This is a genomic window from Paenibacillus tundrae (assembly GCF_030812775.1).
GTDB lineage: Bacteria > Bacillota > Bacilli > Paenibacillales > Paenibacillaceae > Paenibacillus > Paenibacillus tundrae_A.
In genome coordinates, this window is record NZ_JAUSTI010000004.1 from 88,218 (window position 1) to 112,069 (window position 23,852).

20 protein-coding genes are annotated in these 23,852 nt (G+C 44.3%); 14 read left to right on the forward strand and 6 right to left on the reverse strand.

The window, feature by feature from the left end; translation table 11 throughout:
* The first annotated feature begins 9 nt into the window (after nt 1–9).
* The 12 genes from J2T19_RS08640 (at nt 10) to J2T19_RS08695 (ending at nt 13,247) form a co-directional block, all read left to right on the forward strand.
* Nucleotides 10–1,380 (forward strand): lipopolysaccharide biosynthesis protein, encoded by a 1,371-nt coding sequence (locus J2T19_RS08640; protein WP_307214761.1) that lies wholly within the window; start codon nt 10–12, stop codon nt 1,378–1,380.
* Complete coding sequence (locus J2T19_RS08645) at nt 1,370–2,398, forward strand: polysaccharide pyruvyl transferase family protein (protein ID WP_307214763.1); 1,029 nt, start codon at nt 1,370–1,372, stop codon at nt 2,396–2,398. The genes J2T19_RS08640 and J2T19_RS08645 overlap by 11 nt, the downstream gene beginning before the upstream one ends.
* On the forward strand, nt 2,395–3,813 hold the full coding sequence (locus J2T19_RS08650) for a sugar phosphate nucleotidyltransferase (protein ID WP_307214765.1): 1,419 nt from the start codon (nt 2,395–2,397) through the stop codon (nt 3,811–3,813). Before J2T19_RS08645 ends, J2T19_RS08650 begins: the two co-directional genes overlap by 4 nt.
* A gap of 242 nt (nt 3,814–4,055) precedes the next feature.
* Entirely contained in the window at nt 4,056–5,387 is a 1,332-nt protein-coding gene (locus J2T19_RS08655; protein ID WP_307214766.1) for a UDP-glucose dehydrogenase family protein, read from the forward strand.
* A gap of 14 nt (nt 5,388–5,401) precedes the next feature.
* Complete coding sequence (locus J2T19_RS08660) at nt 5,402–6,328, forward strand: LCP family glycopolymer transferase (protein WP_307214768.1); 927 nt, start codon at nt 5,402–5,404, stop codon at nt 6,326–6,328.
* 21 nt (nt 6,329–6,349) lie between these two features.
* Complete coding sequence (locus J2T19_RS08665) at nt 6,350–8,473, forward strand: YCF48-related protein (protein WP_307214770.1); 2,124 nt, start codon at nt 6,350–6,352, stop codon at nt 8,471–8,473.
* 43 nt (nt 8,474–8,516) lie between these two features.
* A complete protein-coding gene (locus J2T19_RS08670) occupies nt 8,517–9,092 on the forward strand; it encodes a VanZ family protein (RefSeq protein ID WP_307214773.1) in 576 nt (191 codons plus the stop codon).
* 96 nt (nt 9,093–9,188) lie between these two features.
* Nucleotides 9,189–9,704 carry a hypothetical protein gene (locus J2T19_RS08675; protein ID WP_307214775.1) on the forward strand — a complete coding sequence of 172 codons (516 nt, stop codon included), beginning with the start codon at nt 9,189–9,191 and terminating at the stop codon, nt 9,702–9,704.
* A 253-nt stretch (nt 9,705–9,957) separates the two neighbouring features.
* A complete protein-coding gene (locus tag J2T19_RS08680; RefSeq protein ID WP_307214777.1) occupies nt 9,958–10,218 on the forward strand; it encodes a hypothetical protein in 261 nt (86 codons plus the stop codon).
* A gap of 32 nt (nt 10,219–10,250) precedes the next feature.
* Nucleotides 10,251–11,159 (forward strand): ABC transporter ATP-binding protein, encoded by a 909-nt coding sequence (locus J2T19_RS08685; protein WP_307214779.1) that lies wholly within the window; start codon nt 10,251–10,253, stop codon nt 11,157–11,159.
* Entirely contained in the window at nt 11,152–11,937 is a 786-nt protein-coding gene (locus tag J2T19_RS08690) for a DUF2705 family protein (protein ID WP_307214781.1), read from the forward strand. Before J2T19_RS08685 ends, J2T19_RS08690 begins: the two co-directional genes overlap by 8 nt.
* Nucleotides 11,938–12,167: 230 nt before the next feature.
* A complete protein-coding gene (locus tag J2T19_RS08695; RefSeq protein ID WP_307214783.1) occupies nt 12,168–13,247 on the forward strand; it encodes an AI-2E family transporter in 1,080 nt (359 codons plus the stop codon).
* A gap of 395 nt (nt 13,248–13,642) precedes the next feature.
* Here the strand turns inward: J2T19_RS08695 and J2T19_RS08700 are convergent, their stop codons facing one another.
* On the reverse strand, nt 13,643–14,989 hold the full coding sequence (locus J2T19_RS08700; protein WP_307214785.1) for a hemolysin family protein: 1,347 nt from the start codon (nt 14,987–14,989) through the stop codon (nt 13,643–13,645).
* A 363-nt stretch (nt 14,990–15,352) separates the two neighbouring features.
* On the opposite strand from J2T19_RS08700, the gene cls reads away from it, so the two are divergent.
* Nucleotides 15,353–16,792 (forward strand): cardiolipin synthase, encoded by a 1,440-nt coding sequence (cls, locus tag J2T19_RS08705; RefSeq protein WP_307214788.1) that lies wholly within the window; start codon nt 15,353–15,355, stop codon nt 16,790–16,792.
* A gap of 356 nt (nt 16,793–17,148) precedes the next feature.
* Complete coding sequence (locus J2T19_RS08710; RefSeq protein ID WP_056694330.1) at nt 17,149–18,060, forward strand: YitT family protein; 912 nt, start codon at nt 17,149–17,151, stop codon at nt 18,058–18,060.
* A 112-nt stretch (nt 18,061–18,172) separates the two neighbouring features.
* Here the strand turns inward: J2T19_RS08710 and ligD are convergent, their stop codons facing one another.
* The 5 genes from ligD to ku all read right to left on the reverse strand — a co-directional run bounded on the left by ligD (nt 18,173) and on the right by ku (nt 23,580).
* Nucleotides 18,173–19,063, reverse strand: a complete 891-nt coding sequence (ligD, locus tag J2T19_RS08715) for a non-homologous end-joining DNA ligase (protein ID WP_239290190.1) — start codon at nt 19,061–19,063, stop codon at nt 18,173–18,175.
* 104 nt (nt 19,064–19,167) lie between these two features.
* Nucleotides 19,168–20,130: an ATP-dependent DNA ligase gene (locus J2T19_RS08720; RefSeq protein WP_307214792.1), complete on the reverse strand. Its 963-nt coding sequence runs from the start codon at nt 20,128–20,130 to the stop codon at nt 19,168–19,170.
* A gap of 57 nt (nt 20,131–20,187) precedes the next feature.
* A complete protein-coding gene (locus J2T19_RS08725) occupies nt 20,188–21,285 on the reverse strand; it encodes a GerAB/ArcD/ProY family transporter (RefSeq protein ID WP_307214794.1) in 1,098 nt (365 codons plus the stop codon).
* Nucleotides 21,286–21,487: 202 nt separating this feature from the next.
* Complete coding sequence (locus tag J2T19_RS08730; protein WP_307214797.1) at nt 21,488–22,357, reverse strand: VOC family protein; 870 nt, start codon at nt 22,355–22,357, stop codon at nt 21,488–21,490.
* Nucleotides 22,358–22,671: 314 nt separating this feature from the next.
* Nucleotides 22,672–23,580, reverse strand: coding sequence for a non-homologous end joining protein Ku (gene ku, locus J2T19_RS08735; RefSeq protein ID WP_239290182.1), 909 nt, complete (start codon nt 23,578–23,580; stop codon nt 22,672–22,674).
* Nucleotides 23,581–23,852 lie beyond the last annotated feature (272 nt).

Here is a 23,852-nt window from a genome sequence, read left to right on the forward strand (position 1 = left end):
GAATAGTTCATGTCACAACTCGCACTCCCTAAACTCTTAAAAGGCAATGGTCTATTACAAACCATTGTGCATACCAGTGGAACGAACGTCATTATTATGGTCTTCACCACCATTACATCCATCATCACTTCACGTATGTTCGGCGTTGAAGGTAAAGGCGCCTTCTCAGCGATCCTATTCTGGCCGACATTTCTCATTGGTCTGGTCAGCTGGGGGCTGCCAACCTCCATTATCTATAACCTGAAACGTGAGGCTGCGGAGAAAAGCGCTGAGTATTTGCGGCTGAGCTTCATGGTTCAGATTCCGATTAGCTTCATTCTCGGAACGATTGCTTGGATCTTCATGCCTACATGGATGGCTGATTATCCCGCAGACGTTATTGCGATTGCTCGTTGGTTTACCGTGACCAGTATTCCCGTGCTTATTCTCATTAATCTGCTATCTGCGCTATCGCAGAGTCGTGACAGATTCCAGGTGTATAACGGTATTCGATTGTATAACCCTGTGCTGAAAGTGGTTGTCATGGTTTCGTTGTGGTTGCTGGGTGCGATGAGCATTGGCATCGCGTCTTTTGTATCCTTGGCGAGCTCCGTGGTTGTCGTTGCATGGGCAGCGTATACGCTCAGAGGCAGTTTGAAGTTTAAGTGGTTTCGCCAAGCGATCGATTGGAAGGCAGCCAAGAATCTATTTGGTTACGGGGGTCGCGTGTTTGGGGTAGAATTACTTGGCACGCTGTACACACAGTTTGACAAGATTATTATACTGGCTCTACTTACGCCGAGAGATTTTGGACTCTATTCGGTCGTTTTTGCGTTGTCTCGCATCTATAATGCAGTGCAAAATGCGATAAGCAGCGTTGTGTTCCCCAAGGTCACTGGATTACCGCAGGATCAGGTGATTCGTACGGTTGGGCGAGCGTTCCGACTTTCCTTAATTATCATGACCATCGTCGTTCTGCCAACGATGTTTATTGGCAATTGGTTGATGGGCGTTTTGTTCGGAAAAGAGTTTCTAGAGGCGAGTCAGGCGTTTTATATTTTGGCGTTTGAATGCATTATTGGCGGTGGTTCATGGATACTCGCTTCCGCATTTAATGCCTTGGGAAGACCTGGACTGGTGATGATTAGACAACTGATTGCGTTGTCCGTTACGATCGGTCTATTTTTTGTGTTTACACCTTTATGGGGGCTCAATGGCATTGCGTTTGCTCTTCTTATTGGTTCGATCGTGCGGATGCTGGTTACCGTTGCGGCGATGAAGTTTGCATTTAAAGTGAAGTTCAGCAGCATGTTTTTTGACAAAAAGGATTTGGCTTTCTTATATGAACGGTTGAACAAAAAAAGAAGAGTTACCCAAGGAGGAGATGGAGATGCTGGCTAATCCCAACATTCACCCGATGGAAGATTTGAAGAGACATTTAAGGCTGATTCTAGATGTCATCCCACCGCATACAGAGATATATTACTTGGATTATCCGGTACACAGTAATGGTGGAGATTTATTGATTATGAAAGGTACAGAAGCATTCTTTCAAGACAATCAGATTAACGTTCGTGCTAGATATAGTGTCTTAGATTGCCCTTTGTCTCTCAAGGTTCCCCAAAATATAACGATTGTGTTGCACGGTGGAGGTAATTTTGGAGATTTGTATCCGGCTCATCAAAAACTAAGAGAACGAATCATTGCCCAGCATCCGAATCATCGAATCGTGATTTTGCCACAAACGATGTTTTACAAGAGTGATATAGAACTCAAGAAGACTGCCCAGGTATTTAACCGTCATAAGGATGTGCATTTTTTTGTTCGAGATACACTATCTTATGAGATAGCTAGTAAAGAATTTCAACAAACGAACGTATATCTCTCTCCAGATATGGCTCACCAGCTGTGGCCTTTAAAGTCTAAAAGGCAGCCTAATGCAGACATATTATATTTTTTTCGCAAAGATATTGAGAAGACCCAGAATCAGGTTAAATATGAATCTGCTAGTGAAGCCAATGCTGTTTTTAAAGACTGGGAGACATTGTACAACAGAGTGGACAGAAAGATTATTCGCATGATCACATCCCGTTTGAAATCAGGCAGAGGCAGTAATTTTGCGCGTTGGTTGTGGTACAAATACTCCGATCGGATGGTACATACTGCCATAAAGGAATTTAATAAATATAAGACTATCAAAACTTCCCGTCTACATGGGCATATACTGGCATGCCTTTTAGACCAGTCTAACATTTTGCTGGATAATTCGTACGGCAAGAATTCGAATTATTATAATGCCTGGACTCAAAGTAATCCAGTGGGTAGATTGGAATCTGGTGAGACGAATACACACAACAAACAAAATGGAACTTTTAAAGGCAGTGGAACAGTTGCGCTGTCCGATGGTACGGCATTATGAGAAGTATTTTATTATCTGGTGGATCAGGCAAACGACTCTGGCCATTATCCAATGATTCCAGATCGAAGCAATTTCTGAAAGTATTACGTAATCCCGAAGGCAGCCCGGAATCCATGGTACAGCGGGTTTGGCGGCAGCTTGGTCAGTCCGGGCTTGCTTCTGAGGCGCTTGTAGCCACAAGTTTACCCCAAGTTGAGATTCTGACTGCACAGCTTGGCGATGAAGTGAAGCTGATCGTAGAGCCTGAGCGTAGAGATACGTTTCCAGCGATTGCACTTGCGGCCTCGTATCTGTATTCGGTGGAAAGTGTGAGTTTACATGAGACGATTGCTGTATTGCCCGTTGATCCTTTTGTGGAAAAAGAGTTCTTTGATGTGCTGGCCACCTTGCCAGATTTGCTCGAAAAGTCAGGTGCGGATCTTGCACTGATGGGGGTAATACCAACCTACCCTTCAGAGAAGTATGGCTATATTATTCCTGAGAATATGTCTTTTGAGAATAAGGAGTTCAACCGCAATAGCAAGTTCTATGATGATAAGCAAGATCATTACGTTAACGTAGCGAAGTTTCAAGAGAAACCCTGCGAATCCGATGCAGCCGCCATGATTGAACAGGCTGCCTTATGGAATTGCGGGGTTTTTGCGTTCAAGTTAGGTTATCTGATCAATCTGCTGATTGATATGGAGCTGCCTATTCAATACGACGAGATGCTGAAGCAGTATGGACGACTACACAAGATTAGCTTCGATTATCAGGTTGTCGAGCAGGCAAGCCACATTATTGCTGTGCCTTACGATGGCTACTGGAAAGACCTTGGAACATGGAACACACTCACGGAGGAGATGAATGCTCCAATTGTGGGCAAGGGATGGATCACAGCGGATTCAACCAATACCCATCTCATCAACGAATTGAATATTCCCGTGGCCATACTTGGTCTCTCCGACATTGTGGTTGCGGTGAGCCCAGACGGCATCCTAGTCAGCGAGAAGGATGCAAGTCCGCGAATTAAGGAAATTGTGAAGCATGAGGATCAGCGTCCCATGTATGAGGAACGAAGATGGGGCTGTTATCGAGTGCTTGATTATACACGGAATGAGGGCGGTGACGAGGTATTAACCAAACGTATCTGCATTAGCCCGGAGCGCAATCTGAGTTATCAATATCACCGACTGCGCAATGAAGTGTGGACCGTAGTATCTGGAACAGGCGAACTCATTCTGGACGGTGTGAGTCGAATGATTCGCCAGGGGGACACGGTCATTATTGATCGAGGAATGCTGCATTCCGTCAAAGCTTTCTCGGAGCTGGAGATTATCGAGGTTCAGATTGGTAGCCAATTGATCGAGGAAGACATTGTTCGGGTTGCTACACAGTGGCAGGACATCGTGAAAACGTATGTTAAGCATGCCTGAATCAATTTCATGAATCCATTATTAATGAGTTATGAAATTGGTTCATCTAGGGCGTGTCTGAAAACTCCGAAGGACGCAGATTTTGCCGAATTTTCGTTCCAAGCCAGGAAGTTTTCCGCAGGCGTGCCGGGGCACGTCAAGGGAAAGTGACGCAGCAGGGGGCGAAAAGACGGTAAAAGATGCACTTCAGCGAGTTTTCAGACACGTCCTAACAACTATTTAGGAAGATGGGGGATATGGCGATGAATATTACAGTGATTGGTACGGGGTATGTAGGTTTAGTTTCGGGTGTGTGCTTCTCCGAGATTGGAAACAATGTCATTTGTGTAGATAATAATCCAGACAAAGTGGCACTGCTTAGAGAAGGCAACGTGCCCATTTATGAGCCAGGTCTGAAAGAACTAATGAATGCCAACATGAAAGCAGGCAGATTATCATTCACCGAAGAGATCGGTGAAGCGATCAACCGTTCAGACATCATTATAATTGCTGTAGGTACACCTTCCTTGCCGAATGGTGAAGCTAACTTAAGTTATGTTGAACTCGTTGCCAAACAAATTGGTTCTCATATTGATAGTTACAAAATAATTATGACTAAAAGCACGGTTCCTGTCGGAACGAATGATCGAATCCAGGAATGGATTAGCAGTTTGACCCAGCATCCTTTTGACATGGCATCGGTACCTGAATTCTTGCGTGAGGGCACGGCCGTTAAGGATACGTTATATCCAGATCGAATTGTCATTGGAACAGCTAGTGAGCGTGCTGTTGCGACGCTGAAGGAGCTGCATCAGCCTTTGACGGATCAGATCATTACGACGGATATTCGCTCTGCCGAGATGATTAAATATGCATCCAATGCCTTTTTGGCAACCAAAATATCCTTCATAAATGAAATTTCAAATATCTGTGAGAAGGTGGGGGCAGACGTCAGTCGAGTTGCTGAAGGCATGGGTTATGACAAGCGGATCGGTTCTTCCTTCCTGAAAGCAGGCATTGGCTATGGTGGCTCATGCTTCCCTAAAGACACACAAGCGCTGATTCAAATTGCGGGCAATGTCGATTATGACTTTAAGTTGTTAAAATCAGTAGTCGAAGTGAACAAGGATCAGCGTTTCAACGTCATCCGTAAACTAGAGGAGGCATTGGATGTACTGGATGGCAAACCAATTGCGGTGTGGGGTCTCGCCTTCAAACCGGATACGGATGATGTAAGGGATGCGCCAGCGATTGAGATTATTCAGCGTCTGCTAGATCAGGGAGCAACGGTTAAAGCTTACGATCCTATAGCTACAGAGAATTTCCGGAAGGAGGTCGATTCACCAGCAATCACATGGGCTTCAAGTGCAATGGAGGCTGCTCGTGATGCTCATGCACTCTGTGTTTTGACAGAATGGAAGGAATTCATGGAGGTTGATCTGGCTGAACTCGCTGCACATATGGATCAACCCATTCTCATCGATGGAAGAAATATCTATGAAGAAGATCAGATTAAGGATACACCATTTCAATATTACTCCGTTGGACGTCCTGGTTTAACCAATATCGATGGTAGAAAACCCGCAGTTCTGTGACCGGAGGCATGAACATGAAGCTCAAACGGGGAATCCAAATTTCGTTAGCAATTCTGTTTCTCATGATAGCGATTGTGCTCGGTTATGCAGTCTATCTGTATCTTAATGTTAAATCGACTGCAAATGACATCTATGAGCCCCGGGAACCGGTCAAAGAGGTATCTATCGTAGATAACAGGGGAGGCGTCGGATTTCCCATTGATCTGGAGAATGAGGAACCATTCAATGCCCTTATTCTAGGTGTTGATACACGCGCCAATGATCGTGGACGCTCTGACACGATGATTGTGCTCAGCGTGAATCCAGCTCAAAAATCTGTACTCATGCTCAATATTCCTCGCGATACTCGCACGAGTATCGTGGGGCGTGGAACAGAGGACAAAATCAACCATGCCTATGCCTTTGGCGGCGTAAATATGTCTGTGCAGACCGTTGAGCAATTTCTCGGCGTACCGATGCATTATTATTTGAAGGTGGATATGGAAGGGTTTGCGCGGGTTATTGATTTGGTTGGTGGTGTAGATGTGGAAAATCCATTCGCTTTTGAATATGAGGGTCATCAATTCGACAAAGGTACAATTCACTTGGATGGTGCGAGCGCATTGGGTTTCTCGCGTATGCGTTATGACGATCCGAAGGGTGATCTAGGGCGTAATGATCGGCAACGGGAAATTATTAAGCAGGTATTGAAAAGCACGGTTCAAGTCTCCACAGTGTTTCAGTTGGAGTCACTGCTTGGAGAAGTGAGCGAGCATGTCAAAACAGACGTTTCATTTGATGAGATGAAGTCCATGCTCGCCAAATATCGTAACGTTCTGGAGCGTGTCGAATCGGTTGAAATTAAAGGCACTGGTAAAAAAATTGACGGAGTTTATTACTATATGGTGGAACAGTCTGAGAAGGATCGTATACATCAATTGATCAAAGAACACTCCGGGTAAATGGATATGGGGGTGAACCGCATGTTTACGTTTAGGCTACCAAAATTACTATTAATTGTCATTTTAATGTATACCCTGATGATTCCAACCACGACAAATGTAGTTCAGTCTGCGGACAACTATCAATGGAATCAAATCCCTGTCGAGGGTGGCGGATACATTACAGGGGTGGTAGTTCACCCTACCGAGCCCAACTTGGTTTATGCACGAACAGATGTTGGGGGTGTTTACCGGCTGGATTCTGACAATAATCGATGGATTCCTCTAATCGATCATATCGGATCTGATGAAAGTAATCTCTATGGTATAGATGGGATTGCACTTGATCAACAGAATCCTAACATCGTATATGTTTCTGCTGGTAAATATGCAAATAACAGCCCCAGTGACGTTCTGAAATCGACAGATCGAGGCGAAACGTGGGTTCGAACGGGGTTAAGCCTCCGTAATGCATCTAATGGAAACATTCATCGTGCAATGGGAGAGAGTATTGCGGTTAATCCTCTAAACTCGAACTACGTGCATGTCGGCACAAGATACGATGGATTATACGTTTCTGAAAATGGAGGAGAAACGTGGAGCCATGTACGGGAAGTTGCCTATGGAATTAAGGGTCAAGGGATCCGAAGTGTTGTATATGGTGTCAATCCATTAGCAAAGCATGAGCAAGTGGTCTATGCAGGTGTACGAGGTGTAGGGATCTTCTCGAAGATGAAACGAAGTAATGGTGAGATGACCTGGGAGCTCATCCGGAACAGTCCAGATAGCGTAGCACGGATGACCGTTTCCAAAAGTGGGATTTTGTATGCCACTACCGATAACAAAGGGGTCTTTAAATACAACGGCAGACAGTGGACCAATATTACTCCGAGTTCGGACTACTCTTCCTATTATGGGATCAGTATAGATCCTTCGAACGATAACCATATCTTGACTGCTGTAAGAACAGGTGGCAGTAACTTACCATTGTATCGTTCCACGGACGGGGGAAAGACCTGGGTGAGTGTGAACAAAACGTTGAACAATAGACCATCCTGGTGGACACCGAATATGTTCTTTTCCGCAACAGCCAGTATTGTATTTGATCCTCATCAACCCGGAAGAGTGTATGCTTCCGATTGGTCAGGGGTATTTAAAACAGATGATATTACTGCACAAAACACACAATGGGATGCGATTACTGATGGGCATGAAGAACTTGTCGCACTAGCTGGTACAACACCTCCTCAAGGAACTGCTTTCTTTAGCGGTGTCGCAGATCAGACAGGATTTAGACATTCGGATATATATAGTAAACCGATTCGAAAGTTACAACTTGAAGGCATGAAAGAAGTGGTCAGTATGGACTATCACGAAGCAGACCCTGATCAGATGATTTTCTTGGGCAGTAACGATTGGTATGGAACCATTACCCAACTGTTTATTTCATCAGATAATGGTCAGACTGCTACTGCTGTGAATGTACCTGATGGCTCCAAATTGGGGCGTATCGCATACTCAGCCACGAATCCGAATCTGATCATTTATTTGCCGCAAACCGGCAAAGCCGTAAGGAGCACGAATAAGGGAGCAAGCTGGCAGAGTATGACCGGGCTTCCATCCAATGAAAATGATGCAGATACGATATTCACGTATAATGAGAGGCTCGCTGGAGATCGAATCAACGGTAATAAGTTTTATATGTATTCCGCAGGTCATCTGTACCGCACGACCAATGGTGGAGCGAACTGGTACAAAGCAAACTCCAGCCAGTTGCCAAGCAGCGGGAAAATTAAGGTGGAGGCAGCTCCAGGACTCGGGAATGTAGTATGGGTTAGCCTGGGGGATGCAGGTTTGTATGCTTCGAGCAGCTCTGGCACTACATTTACCAAATTGCCTAACGTGCAGTCGTCTGAATTGTTTGCTTTTGGCAAAGGAAAACCAGGTACGCTTAATCCTTCAGTGTTTATCTATGGAACCGTCAATAATGTAAAAGGATTTTACCGTTCCGATAATATGGGACTGACCTGGCAGAACATCTCACCAGCTACCGGAATCGGTCTTGGAAATGAACCCCAAGTGCTGGAAGCGGATCGTCAGACGTATGGGAAGGTCTATGTAGGTACGAACGGTCGAGGCTTATTCACAGGCTCTATCGCCCAGTGATCTGTAGTGAGCTTGGTGAACATTAGAAAGAGAGATGAAAGCGGTGATTACAATATTAGTAGAGGAGGGTTCACGGCGTAGGCGACATCATCATAAGCGGAGAAAATGGGGATACTTGCTTACCGCGCTTATGATCGTGTCATGGATTTTGTTCATCTGGTCAATGTCGGCACAGTCGTATCAGGAGCAGACGATTCAGCCGTGGCTGCGTCAATGGTCTGGAAACATTCAATGGCTGTTAGCATTGCCTGATATCCAGTTCACCTATGGCGAGCATCATTATTCACTCAATGAACGACCTTTAGACTTTGCCGAGTTTGTATTTCGCAAAAGTGCGCATGTATTCGTGTATGCCGTACTGGGTGTACTTGTATACTGTGGAATGCGTTACCTAAGAAAAAGAACGATAGCCAGTGTTGGGATTGCGCTGGTTGTGGTTGCCATCATTGCCGCAGTGGATGAGTACATTCAGCATTTCAATCCTAGCCGAACAGCCTCTATTCGAGATGTTGGAGTAGATCTAATTGGCGGCTTTTGCGGTGTGATGTTATGGATAGCAGGCGTAGCGATCTATCGGAAATTAAGGTCAAGAGGTATCCGTAAGCGCTCTGATCGGTGATGAACGCCATTTCCCAGGAAATCAGATGTTATTGTTGCAGCTTCTACTTGTCCGTCCTCCATCATAGATATGGAAGGAGGACAGGGAGGGACATGGATGCTGCGAAGAAGGCAACGTAATGAGATATTCAAAAAGGTTGGCTTTATCATCATTGTACTATTGTTGTTATGGCTTATCGTAAGAACCATTCCACATCTGTTCCGTGCCAGTGCTCCTGATGAGGCGGCAGCAGTTGTTGCTGAATTTTATCGCTATGAGCAGACAGGTGATTTCGGTAGTTCATGGGAGCTATTTCACCCGCTTATGAAGGAGCGATTCCCCAAGAGCACATATGTGCAATCCAAAGCCCATATTTTTATGCAGCACTTTGGCGTGGAAACCTTTGGTCTGGAGATCGAGAAGCCTGAGCGTGAGTTCGACGTCAATATCATTGACGGCATGCAGGTATTCTCGGAAGCGTACAAAATGAATGTTACAATGAAATATAAGAGCACATTTGGTGTGATCGACATGGTGCAAACCTGTTATGTTGTGCAAGATGGGAAGGAATGGGTGTTGCTCTGGTATTACCCTTCAAGTGGTGGGCATCAGCAACAGGAGAGCAATGAATAAATGATGTTGTTTATTCAATTTGATATATGCCCATAGTTTGAACCAAATTGTATCATAAGTCCTTGAAGAAGCTCTATGAATGCGAGACTTTTGTCGCATTTATAGAGCTTTTTTTGTGTTTTTTCCTTTTTATAACCGATATACTCTTGACAATAGTCCCGGTGTCAAGTAAATTACGAATTAGATACAAAATGTATCAATTCTCAGCATCTAACGACAAATAACAGGGAACTCAGTGCTCCTTGTGAGGGGAATGAATTCAGTGATCGAATCGAGTCGCTTTTATTGTGTCAGTTGTGGGAGGATTGTGTCGGTTGCTACTAACTTAGACCAAGTTAAGGATGAGATTTGCGGAGTCAATCAAGTATTTCGCACGGGATTTTATCGAAGTGAGATGCCACTAGGATGCTGTGGAACATGTCAGGTTCAGACGAAGCGACAGGAGAATGCCCAGTTTACAGGACAATATACTAAAGATTATGATACACTGAATTCATATGAGAAACGGGCATGAATGGTGAGCCCGTCGATGAGGGAGGGAATGGAATGCAGAATGAACCGGTCGTCCGTCTTCAGGGCGTCAGTAAAATTATCTCTTCCCGCTCGTTGGTCAGCGACCTGACTCTGGATATTTCTCCGGGGCAGGTTTTTGGTTTTTTAGGACCAAACGGGGCAGGTAAAACAACGACGATCCGAATGATGGTTGGACTTATGTCGATTAGTAAGGGAGACATCTTGATCTCTGGACATAGTGTGAAAACGGAGTTTGAGAAGGCCATCGCAGAGGTTGGTGCGATTGTAGAGAATCCTGAAATGTACAAATTCCTCACAGGGTATCAGAATCTTGTCCATTTTGCCCGCATGTCACCCGGTATTACGAAGGAGCGCATAGCGGAGACCATTGAGCGGGTTGGCCTTACCGCAAGGATTCACGATAAGGTGAAAACGTACTCGCTTGGCATGCGTCAACGCTTGGGGGTTGCCCAAGCCATATTACATAAACCGAAGTTGCTCGTATTGGATGAACCTACGAACGGATTAGATCCACAAGGGATTCGGGAACTAAGAGATTATTTACGTCAGCTCACGCGAGAAGAAGGAATTACCGTGTTTGTGTCCAGCCACTTATTATCAGAAATGGAGCTCATGTGCGATACGGTAGCCATTATTCAGAACGGCAAGCTGATCGATGTGCGGAATCTGAGACAAGAAGCGGGAGCGGACGCTCAGATCGAAGTTGCCTTCGAGGTCAATAATGCACAGCGTGCTGCTGAGCTCATTCCAGGAGCTACTATTCAAGGCAGTAACATCGTAATTAGCGTATCTCGTGAACAGATTCCAGAATTGAACGCTAGATTAGTGCATGAAGGGCTTCAGGTTTATGGTATCCGTAACGTAACCCATACCCTAGAAGATCAATTTTTGCAAATGACTGGGGGCGGAGGTATTGGCTAGTTTCGGCAATCTATTATTGAATGAAAACATGAAAATATTCCGTCGTGTACGAACCTGGATTATGCTCTCCATTTTGGCTTTAAGTGCGCTATTGCTGCCGGTTTTGTTAAGAGAAGGCATGGGAGCAAGCGATATGCCTGCCTTGGAAGCGGCATACACAACTGTTCAGATCGTATTTTTTCTGAACACGATCTTCTGTGTCGTCATAGCAGCTGAGGCGGTAGCAGGTGAATTTACCTGGGGAACGATCAAGCTGCTGCTGATTCGTCCATGGTCGCGGAGCAAAATTCTATTGTCCAAATATATGACGGTCATCGGGTTCAGCGTTTTGAGTACGCTCGTTGTGATTCTTCTGGCTTGGGGCATATCTTCTGTTCTTTTCACGACGGATCTGGAGACCAGAAGCACAGGACAGGTATTTACATTATGGGGATATATGTACGTGGACTTGTTTATTACACTTGCGATTGCCTTCATGGTGTCCTCTGTCTTTCGTTCAGGTGCACTGGCGATTGGATTATCGCTATTTATTATGTTTACACAAAATATCTTCACATTGATCTTCAATCCAACGCGCTATGAGTGGGCGAAGTATGTTTTATTTAATAACATGGATCTTAGTAGATACATGAACTCAGGTTCGGTCTTTGACATGATCAGCGGAGGCGTTCCAGAGGGCATGACTCTTGGCTTTTCTATTGCCGTGTTGGCTGCATACTATGTTGTCTTCATGGTTATATCGTGGGTTGTATTCAGCAGAAGAGATGTAGCAGGCTAATCGCCTGCTTCTTTTTTTGCGCTCGTTTTGATGAATGTTTCTATTTAACAAGATACTCTTAACCATCAAACTCATCCAGGCTGAGGCAAGAGCTGCATTTCAGGGTACATATGTTACAACAGACATGGCTTGGAAGATGAAAATTTGTCCATGCTGTAGTCAACAGGTTGGTATTACATATTTCGCCGCAGTCGCATTTGGCAGAGCAGCGCATGGAGGGATCACGTTTCTTGGTAAACAATAAGTTTTATCGCATATGCACAGCCATCATCTTGCTGCTGCTCATCGTGTATTTGGGAGATAAAGTAAACTTTATTTTCCGGCCGTTAACCTCATTGATTCACATCATCATTATTCCATTACTGATTGCAGGGTTTTTCTATTATTTGCTGCGTCCACTTGTCGATTATATGGAGCGCCACAAATTGAAGCGAGCCTTGTCAGTTATCATTATTTATGTTGTGATTGCACTGATTCTTGCGGGCTTTAGCGTCTTAGTATGGCCATCTCTGCGAGAGCAACTGTGGAATTTCATTGAGAACACACCGACTTTGATTAATTCACTCACCAGTCAGCTTACAGAATTAGAACAGAACGGTTTCCTTTCCAGGTATCTGCCCGAAGATTCCGATCTGGTCTCACGTTTGTCGGATTTCTTAAGTCAGGGGATAACTCAAGTCAGTGATTATGTCGCTGGATTATTCTCGGTAGTATCGAACCTCGTCATTATTCTCGCGACGTTTCCGATCATGCTGTATTACATGCTCAAAGAAGGAAGTAAGTTTGGCACGAATCTGACGTTGTTACTGCCAAGGCATTACCGCAAGGATGGCGAAGAGACGGTTCATGAGATTGATGATGCACTGAGTAATTATATTGTGGGGCGTGTCATTGTGAATGTGGCACTTGGTATTCTGATGTATATTGGGTTCCTTATTCTAGGCCTGCCTTACGCACTGTTACTGACCATGGTATCCATCATTTTGAACTTTATCCCGTATGTTGGTGCGATTCTGGCCGCTATTCCGGTTGTCATCGTTGGTTTTATTGAATCACCATCCATGGCGATCTGGTCTTTGGTTATTATCGTGATCGCACAGCAAATTCAGGATAATCTTGTTTCCCCATATGTATATGGGAAGAAATTAGATATTCATCCGCTAACGACGGTTATACTGTTGCTTGTAGGTGCGGACTTGGGAAATATTCTGGGAATGATTATCGTGATTCCGTTATACATGATCCTTAAGATTATTGTTCGGAGAATTCATCATCGAATTGTGGAAGAAAAGTCCGAGTCTGTAGAGTGAGAGAGGATTTCATCTAAATAAGCCGTATTTTAGTTGTGAGGGGTTACGAAGCTGCCCTTTACGATTGAGATACGGCTTTTTTGGCTATGTCTCAAAATGAACAAAACTGCTAATTATGCAGGGTGAGTAATGATGTGCAGGTGTCTATGAAGCAGCTCGAGGGCTGGAAATCAGCGCTTCAAGGTCATTCCAATGTTTCTCCAGCAATCATTAATGATAATGTGAAGTGGATTAAAGGATTAAACTAATGTCTGTATTGGTGAAATAGCGAAAAATGGACGGTAGTCGCTTGACAATAGAGTAGCAGCGTACCGAATGTAACATTACCAAAAGAGCACTTGCCAGCAAAGGCAAGTGCTCTTCTTCAAATTATATCAAGTTGCTTCATTCAGCCACTAGGATTCCTTCTCGTTTTCATCAGTATAGTCTGACATAACGAGGGGTTCCTTCGGAACGACAGCAACTTTGTAAAAGCGGTTTTTATCTTTTTCCAAAAGAACAAACGTGAGATTCTCGTATTCGTATTCTTCCTGTTCGTTCATCTCTGGACGATGGCTGTATAACCAACCACCAATGGTATCCCATTCATCCGCATCGAGGTTGGATAAGAACATATCATTCACTTTGGACAAGGATACTTTACCATCCATGATAACATATTGTTCATTGATGATCTGAATGTCTTCAACTTCGTCAGCATCGAATTCATCGCGAATCTCGCCGACGATCTGCTCAAGTACATCCTCAATGGTAACAATCCCCGAAGTCCCACCATACTCATCGACCAATACGGCGATATGTACGCCATCCTTTTGCATTTTCTTCAGCAGGTCTTTGACAGGTGTTGTCTCATGGACAGCCGATACGGGCTGGATGAGGGAGGACAAGTCAACAGGTTCATCATTACCATACAACTCTAGGAAAAATTGCTTGGTGTTAATGATTCCGATGATATCGTCTTTACTCTCATTCACAACAGGAAAACGAGTATATTGTTCTTCGCGAATAATATCTAGATTTTCTTGATTCGATTTATTTAGATAAAGGCAGACCATATCGGTCCGAGGTACCATAATTTCTTTAGCTAACATTTCATCAAAAGCAAAGATCCGGCTTACATATCCGAATTCCGCTTGATTGATCTTACCACTCTCGAAACTTTCGTTGATGATAATCTGTAGCTCTTCCTCCGAGTGTGCGTCTTCATGCTCGGAAGCGGGCTTAATACCGAATAATTTGACGAGCTGATTGGCAGAGCCGTTCAACAACCAGATAAATGGATACATAATACGGTTAAACCAGATGATCGGTGTTGACGTTAGTAGCGCAACCGTTTCGGCTTTGCGAATCGCAATCGTTTTGGGTGCAAGCTCGCCGACTACAACGTGCAAGTATGTAATGGCAATAAAAGCGATAATAAACGATAAGAAAGATGATAGCGACTCAGGCAATTGCAGGCTTTCGAATAAAGGATGTAGCAGCTTCTCTACGGTTGGTTCACCGAGCCAGCCGAGTCCCAGAGATGTAATCGTAATACCGAGCTGACAGGCGGACAAGTATCCATCCAGATTAGCCACTGCTTGTTTCACCGCTAAGGCACGTTTGTTCCCTTCGGCAATCATTTGATCAATCCGGCTAGGACGTACCCGCACCAAGGCGAATTCCACCGCCACAAAGAACGCTGATAATCCTATCAAAAACGCAATCAAAAATAATTTTAACGCATACCCGTCACTGTCCATTACACTATTCTTCTCCTTTGAGTAATAAGTTTTTAACGATTATTATATCTAATTTTACGTAAGAAGACCACCTTTAGCTTATACGTAGAGGAAGCATTTGGAACTGAAAACGCTATGAATGGCGCTGCACCGCCACTTTCACAGATCTTGGATGGATATGTTTAACCTATCACTGTCATAATATACACGTTATTTTCCGTTTCAATTCTAGTGTTAGTGTGCGTATGTAAAGTTTTATCTATGCAAACCGTTACGAATGGGGTCAACATTGGGTATCTATGATTAGTCACTCACTTAAACGTCAATGATGATGGAGTGAATGTGTAACAGGATGATGTTTTTTGTCACTGAGGGGGAAGCTGAATGTTCTGGCTGCTTATCATATTGCTTATTTTTATTTTTCAGGCTGGTACCATTCTATTGCTGGAATTTCGTAATCCGGCGAAGGCTGTAGCCTGGTTATTTATTTTGTTTTGCGTTCCCCTGATCGGTTTTGTTGTCTATTATTTCGTCGCTCAGGATTACAATAAACGTAAAAAGCTCCGTAAAGGAGGCTCACGCATTTTCCGTGAGATTAAGAAAACGATATGGCAGCAAGCTCATATCATTGAGGATGCGCAGCAGATGACAGATCACCGTTTCCGGCATCAACATCGGTTGTTCAATCTGTTGTCTCATTTGTCTGAAAGTCCGATAACAGGCTGTAATCGAAGTCGGGTGCTTACGAATGGAGAAGAAGCATTTGAGGCCATGCTGCAGGCGATGGAAACGGCTAAGCATCATTTACATGTGGAGTTCTATATTTTCCGCGATGATGAGATCAGTACCAAGTTTCAAGATGTGATGATTCGTAAAGCCCAAGAAGGCGTGCAGGTTCGCTTTATCTGCGACGGGCTCGGGAGTCACAAGATGAGCGGGAATTTTATTCGCAAGCTTAAGGAAGCCGGCGTGGAGTTTCACTATTTCCTCCCACCACTCATTGCTACGATTGATCGCCGAGTCAACTACCGTAACCACCGCAAAATTGTAGTGGTGGATGGGCATATTGGTTTTGTTGGCGGTATCAATGTTGGCGATGATTACTTAGGCAAGTACCCAGAAATCGGATTTTGGCGTGATACCCATGTGCAGATTGAAGGGGATGCCGTCTATTTTCTGCAAAATACGTTTCTCAACGACTGGAAGCTTGCTTCCGGTGAGCAGATTACAGAGCCGCAATTAACGGAACTATTCCCCCCTCATATCTGCAGTGGGGATGAGCGCATCCAGATTCTAAGTAGTGGTCCAGATCAAGATTGGGATGCAATTCAGGAGATGTGTTTTGGTGCAATTTCTGTAGCGTGTGACCGCATTTATATTACGACTCCTTACTTTATTCCTGACCCTGCCTTATATGAAGCGCTCAAAACCGCAGCTGTCAGTGGAGTAGATGTAAAGATTATCATTCCATATCAATCGGATTCTCGGCTGGTGCATCTAGCTTCTCTGTCATATGTGGAGGAACTGCTTCGTGCAGGTGTGAAGTTTTATCAATATCGGAAGGGATTTGTACATGCAAAAGTCATGATCGTGGATGATCTGCTTGCAACTGTAGGGACGGCCAACATGGATATGCGTAGCTTCTTTTGTAATTTTGAGTTGACTGCGGTGTTGTTTGAGTCATCGGCTATGGATCATTTGCTTCATGATTTTAAACGTGACTTAGAAAATTGTAGCTCCATTGATGTGAAGGTTTTTCAGCAGCGATCACGGTGGCAAAAAGGGGCAGAAATGCTTTCTCGGATGCTTTCACCGCTTCTTTAGCCGTTTTTAGCCCGATTTCTGAAGATAAATTCACTTTTTGTGAATTTATCTTCTTTTTGCTAACTGTTTTGCTCAAATTTGATCTTTTATGATATAATAGATATATAAATCATGTCTTGGCGAAGGAGGGGAGTCTGCGGGAAAACAGGCTCCCTTTTGCTCTCTTTTGGAAGTGTGAACCGGAATGCAGACCATCTTGAATCCATTTTATATCGCCTTTAGGTGCTTGTGCTCGTATTAGCCAGTGGATGTGTAGAGCTAGCTACATTTCTTGCTCTGCTATATGTAGATCCACTGTGAAGTATTTAAATGATTTATAAAATGGATTCACATACTGATTTAACGGGGGGGATACTATGTCTAATGTAACAGTGAAAGAATTAACATCTAAGGCAGCTGACCGCGGCGTCAAAAGCTCGGTGTTTACATTGAAGCTTCTGCAACGCATTGTAATGATACTTGTCGGTGCTGCACTCATGGCTGTATCACTTGAAGTATTTCTCGTGCCAAATGGCGTTATCGATGGCGGGATTACGGGGATCTCGATTATGGTGTCAGAGCTCACGCATCTGCCACTCGGGATATTCCTGACCTTGCTCAACCTGCCTTTTCTAATTCTAGGTTACAAACAAATTGGTAAAACATTTGCCTTATCTACGCTGCTTGGGATCGTAGTGATGTCCATCGGGACATCGTTATTGCATAAAGTGCCTGCATTAACGCCAGGCGAACCGCTGCTTGGAGCAGTGTTTGGTGGATTGATCCTAGGGGTGGGTGTTGGTCTAGTTATCCGTTCCGGTGGATCTCTTGACGGAACCGAGATCGTTGCTATTTTGCTGAGTGAGAAGTCACCCTTATCCGTAGGACAGATCGTATTGTTCATTAACGTATTTATTTTTGCAGGTGCAGGATTTGTATTTGGATGGCCAAATGCGCTGTACAGCATGATTGCTTATTATATTGCGATGAAGATGATCGACATTGTCAACGAAGGACTGGATCAATCCAAATCGGTCTGGATTATCAGTGAGAAATATCGGGATATCGGATCAGCGCTCACAGACCGTCTTGGTCGTGGTGTAACTTTCCTTGATGGAGAGGGTGGATTCAGTGGGGATGAGAAGAAAATTATTTTTGTGGTCATCACTCGCCTGGAAGAAGCCAAGTTGAAATCAATTGTAGAAGATTGGGATCCACAAGCCTTTGTAGCTATTGGTAATATCCATGATGTGAAGGGCGGACGTTTCAAGAAAAAAGGTATTCATTAGCGAGCTTAGTCGCTTAATCGCTGAATAATTGAATGACAATTTGTGCATGTGCTCGGACGAAATGCACATGTAGGTAGAACAATAGTCGACACCCTTGGTTTGAGGGTGTCGGCTATTTCTTTTTGAGATGCTGGATGATCAGCTCCACTGGCTGAGGCTCGACAGCAGCAATGAGGTCTCCCATGTGTGCAAGCCGTTCTACAATGTTCATGAGATGATAATCTTTGACCGACACGTCGTTACGAACTTCATCCCAGGTGAGAGGTGTCGAGACGGTGCCTCCTGGTTTAGCTCGCGGTGTATAAGGAGCTGCCAGTGTTTTGCCGCCATAATGCTGAAGATAGTCAAAATAAATACGATCCCCGCGGTCTTTTTTGAGTCGTTCTAACGTGAACAGGTTGGGGTGTTTCTGGGTAACATATTTGCCTACAAAATGGCCGATGTCCCTCAGTTCATCAAAGGTGACACCCTGACGGATCGGCACAATAATCTGAACACCAGTGGCGCCAGAGGTTTTGGGTACAGATCGAAGACCAAGGGACGTGAGCGTTTCTCCTACGATCTGGGCAGCCTGCATGATTCGTGGCTCGTCCTCTTGAGAAGGATCAAGATCGATCATCCATTCACAAGGTAAATGACTCCCGACCGCATGTAGGGAAGGATGGAATTCAAGTGATGCCAGATTCCCAAGCCAGAGCAGTTCCGGTAGTTTGTTCATGACTACGTAGTTAATGCCTTCATGATTCGAGGTGTGTACGAATGCTGGAAGCGGCTCGGGGGCATTCTTTTGATAAAAAAATTCACCGTCCACGCCATGAGGATACCGAATGGTAGTAAGGAGTCGATTGCTGGTATAGGTGAGCAGATAAGGAGCAAGTGCTGCTAACTTTTGCAAATAAATGGCTTTTGTCACCCCAGCTTCCGGCCATAAAGGTTTGTTTGGGTTCGTCACCGTGATCTCCATGCCGTCAATCATGATGGTTCCTTTGATCGTGTGTGCCATGGCATATGCCTCCTATCCTTCAAATGTATCGTATTGGCAAATTATGCTGCCATCTTATCTGTGTGAACGTTTAGTTGAATCGATATACATGGAGCTACTACATTCTAATGCTCATCTTCTTGGATAAGCTGACTTGCAGGGCAATCCTCCTGTGTAACTTCGGCAAACGTCTGAATACTTGGATGGCGCAACGTCCGGTGATGAGTAAGTTCCATGTATTGCACTTTGACTCCAATCTGTGGCTCGATCCAGGTCGTCTCTGCACTGCGCTCAGGGATGTTATGAAACGGATTCGTTTGCCGAATTAGAGGCTGTATATCCGCAGTAAGCTTGCGCCAGGTATCCGAGTTTAGCTTACCCGTGCCCACATGACCGATATAAATAAAGTGTGGTCCATCGTATACCCCTACTGCTATGGCATTCACAATACCACTACGAAAAGTAACGCCGCCAATCATTGCATAGAGATCATGCATGATTTTTACTTTCTGCCAGCGTGAATCCTTCGCCCGGATTCCATACGTGCTGGCAAGATCCTTAATCACGATGCCTTCCATCTGATGCTGTCTCATAACGGTCAACAGAGCGGCTGGATCGGACATATTGATGACCTCCTGCACATGAGGGGATGGAGTAAGCACCTGGTGCAGCAATTGCTGGCGCTGGGCAAGAGGCTGGTCTGTGACCCAATTTCCGTCATAGTACAAGATATCAAACACCATGTAAGTGATCGGTATATGCTGAACCGCTTGAGCAATTGCGTCTGGTTTGCTCATACGATCACGGCGCAAAACATGATAAAAAGAAGGTTTGCCGGTATCGGGATCTAGCGCGATAATCTCACCATCCACAATGTAAGACGAGCCAGAGCAAATATTGCGGCTTAAAGCAAGCTCAGGGTATTGTGCCGTTCGTTCATGCTGTCTACGGTTGATCAGTCTGAGCTCTTGTCCGTCCTCATAAGCAAGCATACGAACACCATCCCATTTAATTTGGGCAATCCAATTAGAGCCTGTAGGAAGAGTAAGGCTTGAGATGGGTTCAAAGGGGGTGATCGGAGTGAACATGTGTATAGGCTCCTTTCCAAATAAAAGAGGTTAAACATACACTTAAAGTAATCATGTTTATACTTTTGACGAACGGGCTCGGAGTTTATGTACAAGAATAAGCAGCAGTGGAAGAGCAATTCCACACGTAAGATCCCAGTCGATCCAGTAAGGAATCACGACTTTGAGATAGTAAGTTTCGTTTGGCGCTATCAGGATAGACATACTAAAAATGATCAAAGCGCTCGGTAAGATGAGTGAGCGATAACTGGACAATCGGTATAGGTGGGCAATCCCTAAGATAAATCCGTAAAAAAACAAAATGGCTTTGAAAAAAACAGCGATAATCCATACACATGCGATAAAAGCTTCCATTCGCTGTAGAAAGTTACCTATATTAATTTTCTGTGCAAGCACAAACGAGGCAAACCAATAATGTTGTGTTAGAAAAGAACCCATGACCAACAAACTGATCGTCAACGTTAGTGTCAGCATTAATCCACCAATCATGCCTGTTAGTAGAATATCCTTTTTCATATGAGGCTTTTGATTGGTGTAGGGGAGCAGCATCATAAAAATACATAGTTCGCAATATGGATATGTCAGTACAGCGACAAAGCCTTTCAACGGAGCGAGTATGCCACTGGAGAGAAAAGGTTTGATGTTGCTCAGTTGCATTTGAGGGAGCAGTAAGACAAGCAGAATAATGAGAAATAATACAACAAGAGGAAGGAACACCTCCGCAGTTCTACCTATGCAGGCTATCCCCTGTATCAGTCCCCATGCAAGTGCACCAACAAAGAGCAGATCAATCGCCCATATTGGCGATGAAGGTAAGATCTGAGTGGTCATGAAATCGCCAAGTTCACGGATAAAGGTAGATGCACTGATAAGAAAATAAAATAAATAAAAACAACTGAACAGTGCACCGATCCAAGAACCAAACGTTTGAAGTGCATTTTCAATTAGGTTTCTCCGCGGATTAAGATTATAGGCTGCCAGAAAAATGATTAGTACTCCCATCCCACCCCCAACGCCAAGTAACGCTGATAACCATGCGTCTTCCTGTGCGTAGGAAGTAATCATGGAGGGGAATACGAGAATCTGTTCGCCAATCGTACATAGGAACAATAGAATGGCAAGTTGCCTGACGTTCAACCTTCCCTTCTCAATCATATGTTATCTCCTTCGAGTATCTTCGTTGTCTTGAGCATGTGGATAGGATGCACGAAAAGAACCATATTTATAAGGCAGGCTTGACGTATAACATCATCATGAATAGAAAATCCCGAACATCATGGAAGCCCTCCGAGTAAAGGAATGCATCGTATGTTCGGGATTATAGGTTGTATAGGAGAAATAGATCAAAATGCGAAACTTAATTCTCTACGGTCAGACGAATGTGAATCTGCTGTGGATCGACTGTAAAGTAGACATCGTTTTGTTGGGTTAATGTAGCTCCGGCTTCACGTAACTGTTCTACAGCTTGATTACGTTCCTCTTGGCTGGAATACACAATCGTAAAGTATTGAATACCTGTAGCATGGCTAGGATTAACAGGTGCTCCTGAGCCTGCCCAAATATTAAGCCCGATATGATGATGATATCCGCCTGCAGAGATGAACAGTGCTGACATGTTGACAAAATTACCTACGATATCGAAACCAAGTACACCATGATAGAAGCGGCGAGATTCTTCCAAACTACGTACGTGGAAATGCACATGACCAATGACAGTACCTACCGGAAGACCTTCCCAAGTTTCATTCGCAGATAAGTCAAACAGACCTTGAACATCAACGGGATTGGTTCCCATGATGTAGTTGTTATCTGCGTCACGTTGCCATGTATCGCGAGGGCGATCGGCATAGATTTCAATACCATTAAGATCCGGATCAGAGATATACAGTGCTTCACTAACAAGGTGATCCCCTTGTCCAATCTCAATACCAGATGCAGCTAGGTTGCGCAGAGCTAACCCGAGAGACTTGCGATCAGGCAATAGGATAGCAAAATGATACAAACCAGCGGATGAACGTTCAGGCATCGTCACTGCGTTAGGAATTTCCTCAAGACGCAAGAGTGAGTGTTGTCCATCTACGGTAAACGTTGCGACAGAATCCTTCTGTTCCAGCAGTTTCAAACCTACCACTTGCGTATAAAATTGAATGGAGCGTTCCAGATTGCTGATTCTCAGACTAACTTCGCCTAGATGGGTAGTAGCAGGAATTTGATAAGGTTGAGTCATGTCGTTACCTCCTGAAATGAAATATGATTTTTTGTGTTTAGCCATTAAGAGTTGAAAGAATTCATAGTTATTATGGGTTCATAATGAGGATTGAATGGATTATAAGATTGCAATGGATGTTTGAACGTATATGCAATGAAAGATCAAGCTGACTTTAAAATCGCAAATAAGTTACTTTTCATAAGTTAATATAAAATATAAATCGACTTTCGTCAAATGATAAATATCGATTAATCCGTGTGATTTCATCTCCTACAAAACATAAATCCGGCTGTAGCGCCGGATTTAATGAGTTCTGATTGAGAAGACATGAGTTATGTCTTCGGAGTCGTTTTTCTCTTTTTCGCAGGCGCCGCAGGGGTGTCGTTTTCTCCTCCAGCGGCAGCTTGAATGGCCGTTTTTTTCGGTGCGCGTTTCTTCGGCTTGGCGGTAGATTTACCAGGATCAGTAGGGATCGGTTTAACAGCCTCGATACTTGCCTGCAAGGCAGCCATTAGATCCATCACATTAGCCTCCGGTTTGGCAGGAGCAATCTTGATCTCTTCACCAGCAACCTTGTGATTGATCAGATCGAGCAATTTACCTCGGTAATCATCGGTATATTTACCAGGCTCAAACGGGGTAGACAGTTGGTCAATCAGAAGCTTCGCCATGGTCAGCTCCTTCTCATTGACTTGCTGTACCTCGGGCAGATTAGGAACTTGTGAGACGGGACGGATCTCATCAGGATAGAATATCGTCTCCATGGAGAGACAGTCCTCAAGCACACGAATAGCGGCTAAGCTGCTTTTGGATCGAATCGAAATTTTGGCTATGCCGATTTTGCCTGTATCACGCATGGCGTTCATTAATAGCTGATATGCGTTCCCTCCCGCCTGATCGGGGGATAGATAATATGTCTTTTGAAAATAGATCGGGTCAATTTCGGTTAGATCTACGAAATCGAGGATCGTAATGGTTTTGCTGGTGGAATCGTTGAGAGCTTCCAATTCCTCTTTTTCAAAAAGGACGAACTTGCCCTTCTCATATTCGTACCCCTTGGTAATCTCTTCCCACTGCACTTCAACTTCGCAAGAAGGACATTTGCGAACATAAGCAAGCGGGCTACCACAGACTTTGTGGATGTAACGCATGGAGATGTCTTTGTCTTCGGTAGCCGAGAACATTTTGACAGGCACATGTACAAGTCCAAAACTAATAGCGCCTTTCCAGACGGTATGCATGGATATCGGCTCCTTTCCGTTAATCAATTATAGTGCGTGTTCAAAAAGGTCAGTTTTCAGTACCAAGAAGATGGGATGAAGCTAGAAATGGAGTAGCGGAGCGTAGGCAAACCTAGGTGAGCAACTACATTGTTTCCTACGGAAACAAGCTTCGTAAGCCTCCACTTATTTCGGCTGAATCCCATCTTCGATGCTGAGATGCCGTTAGGCACTTTCGTAATCAAAAGTGAACTTTTTGAACAACCTCTTATAAGGAATAGTATGGGCATTTC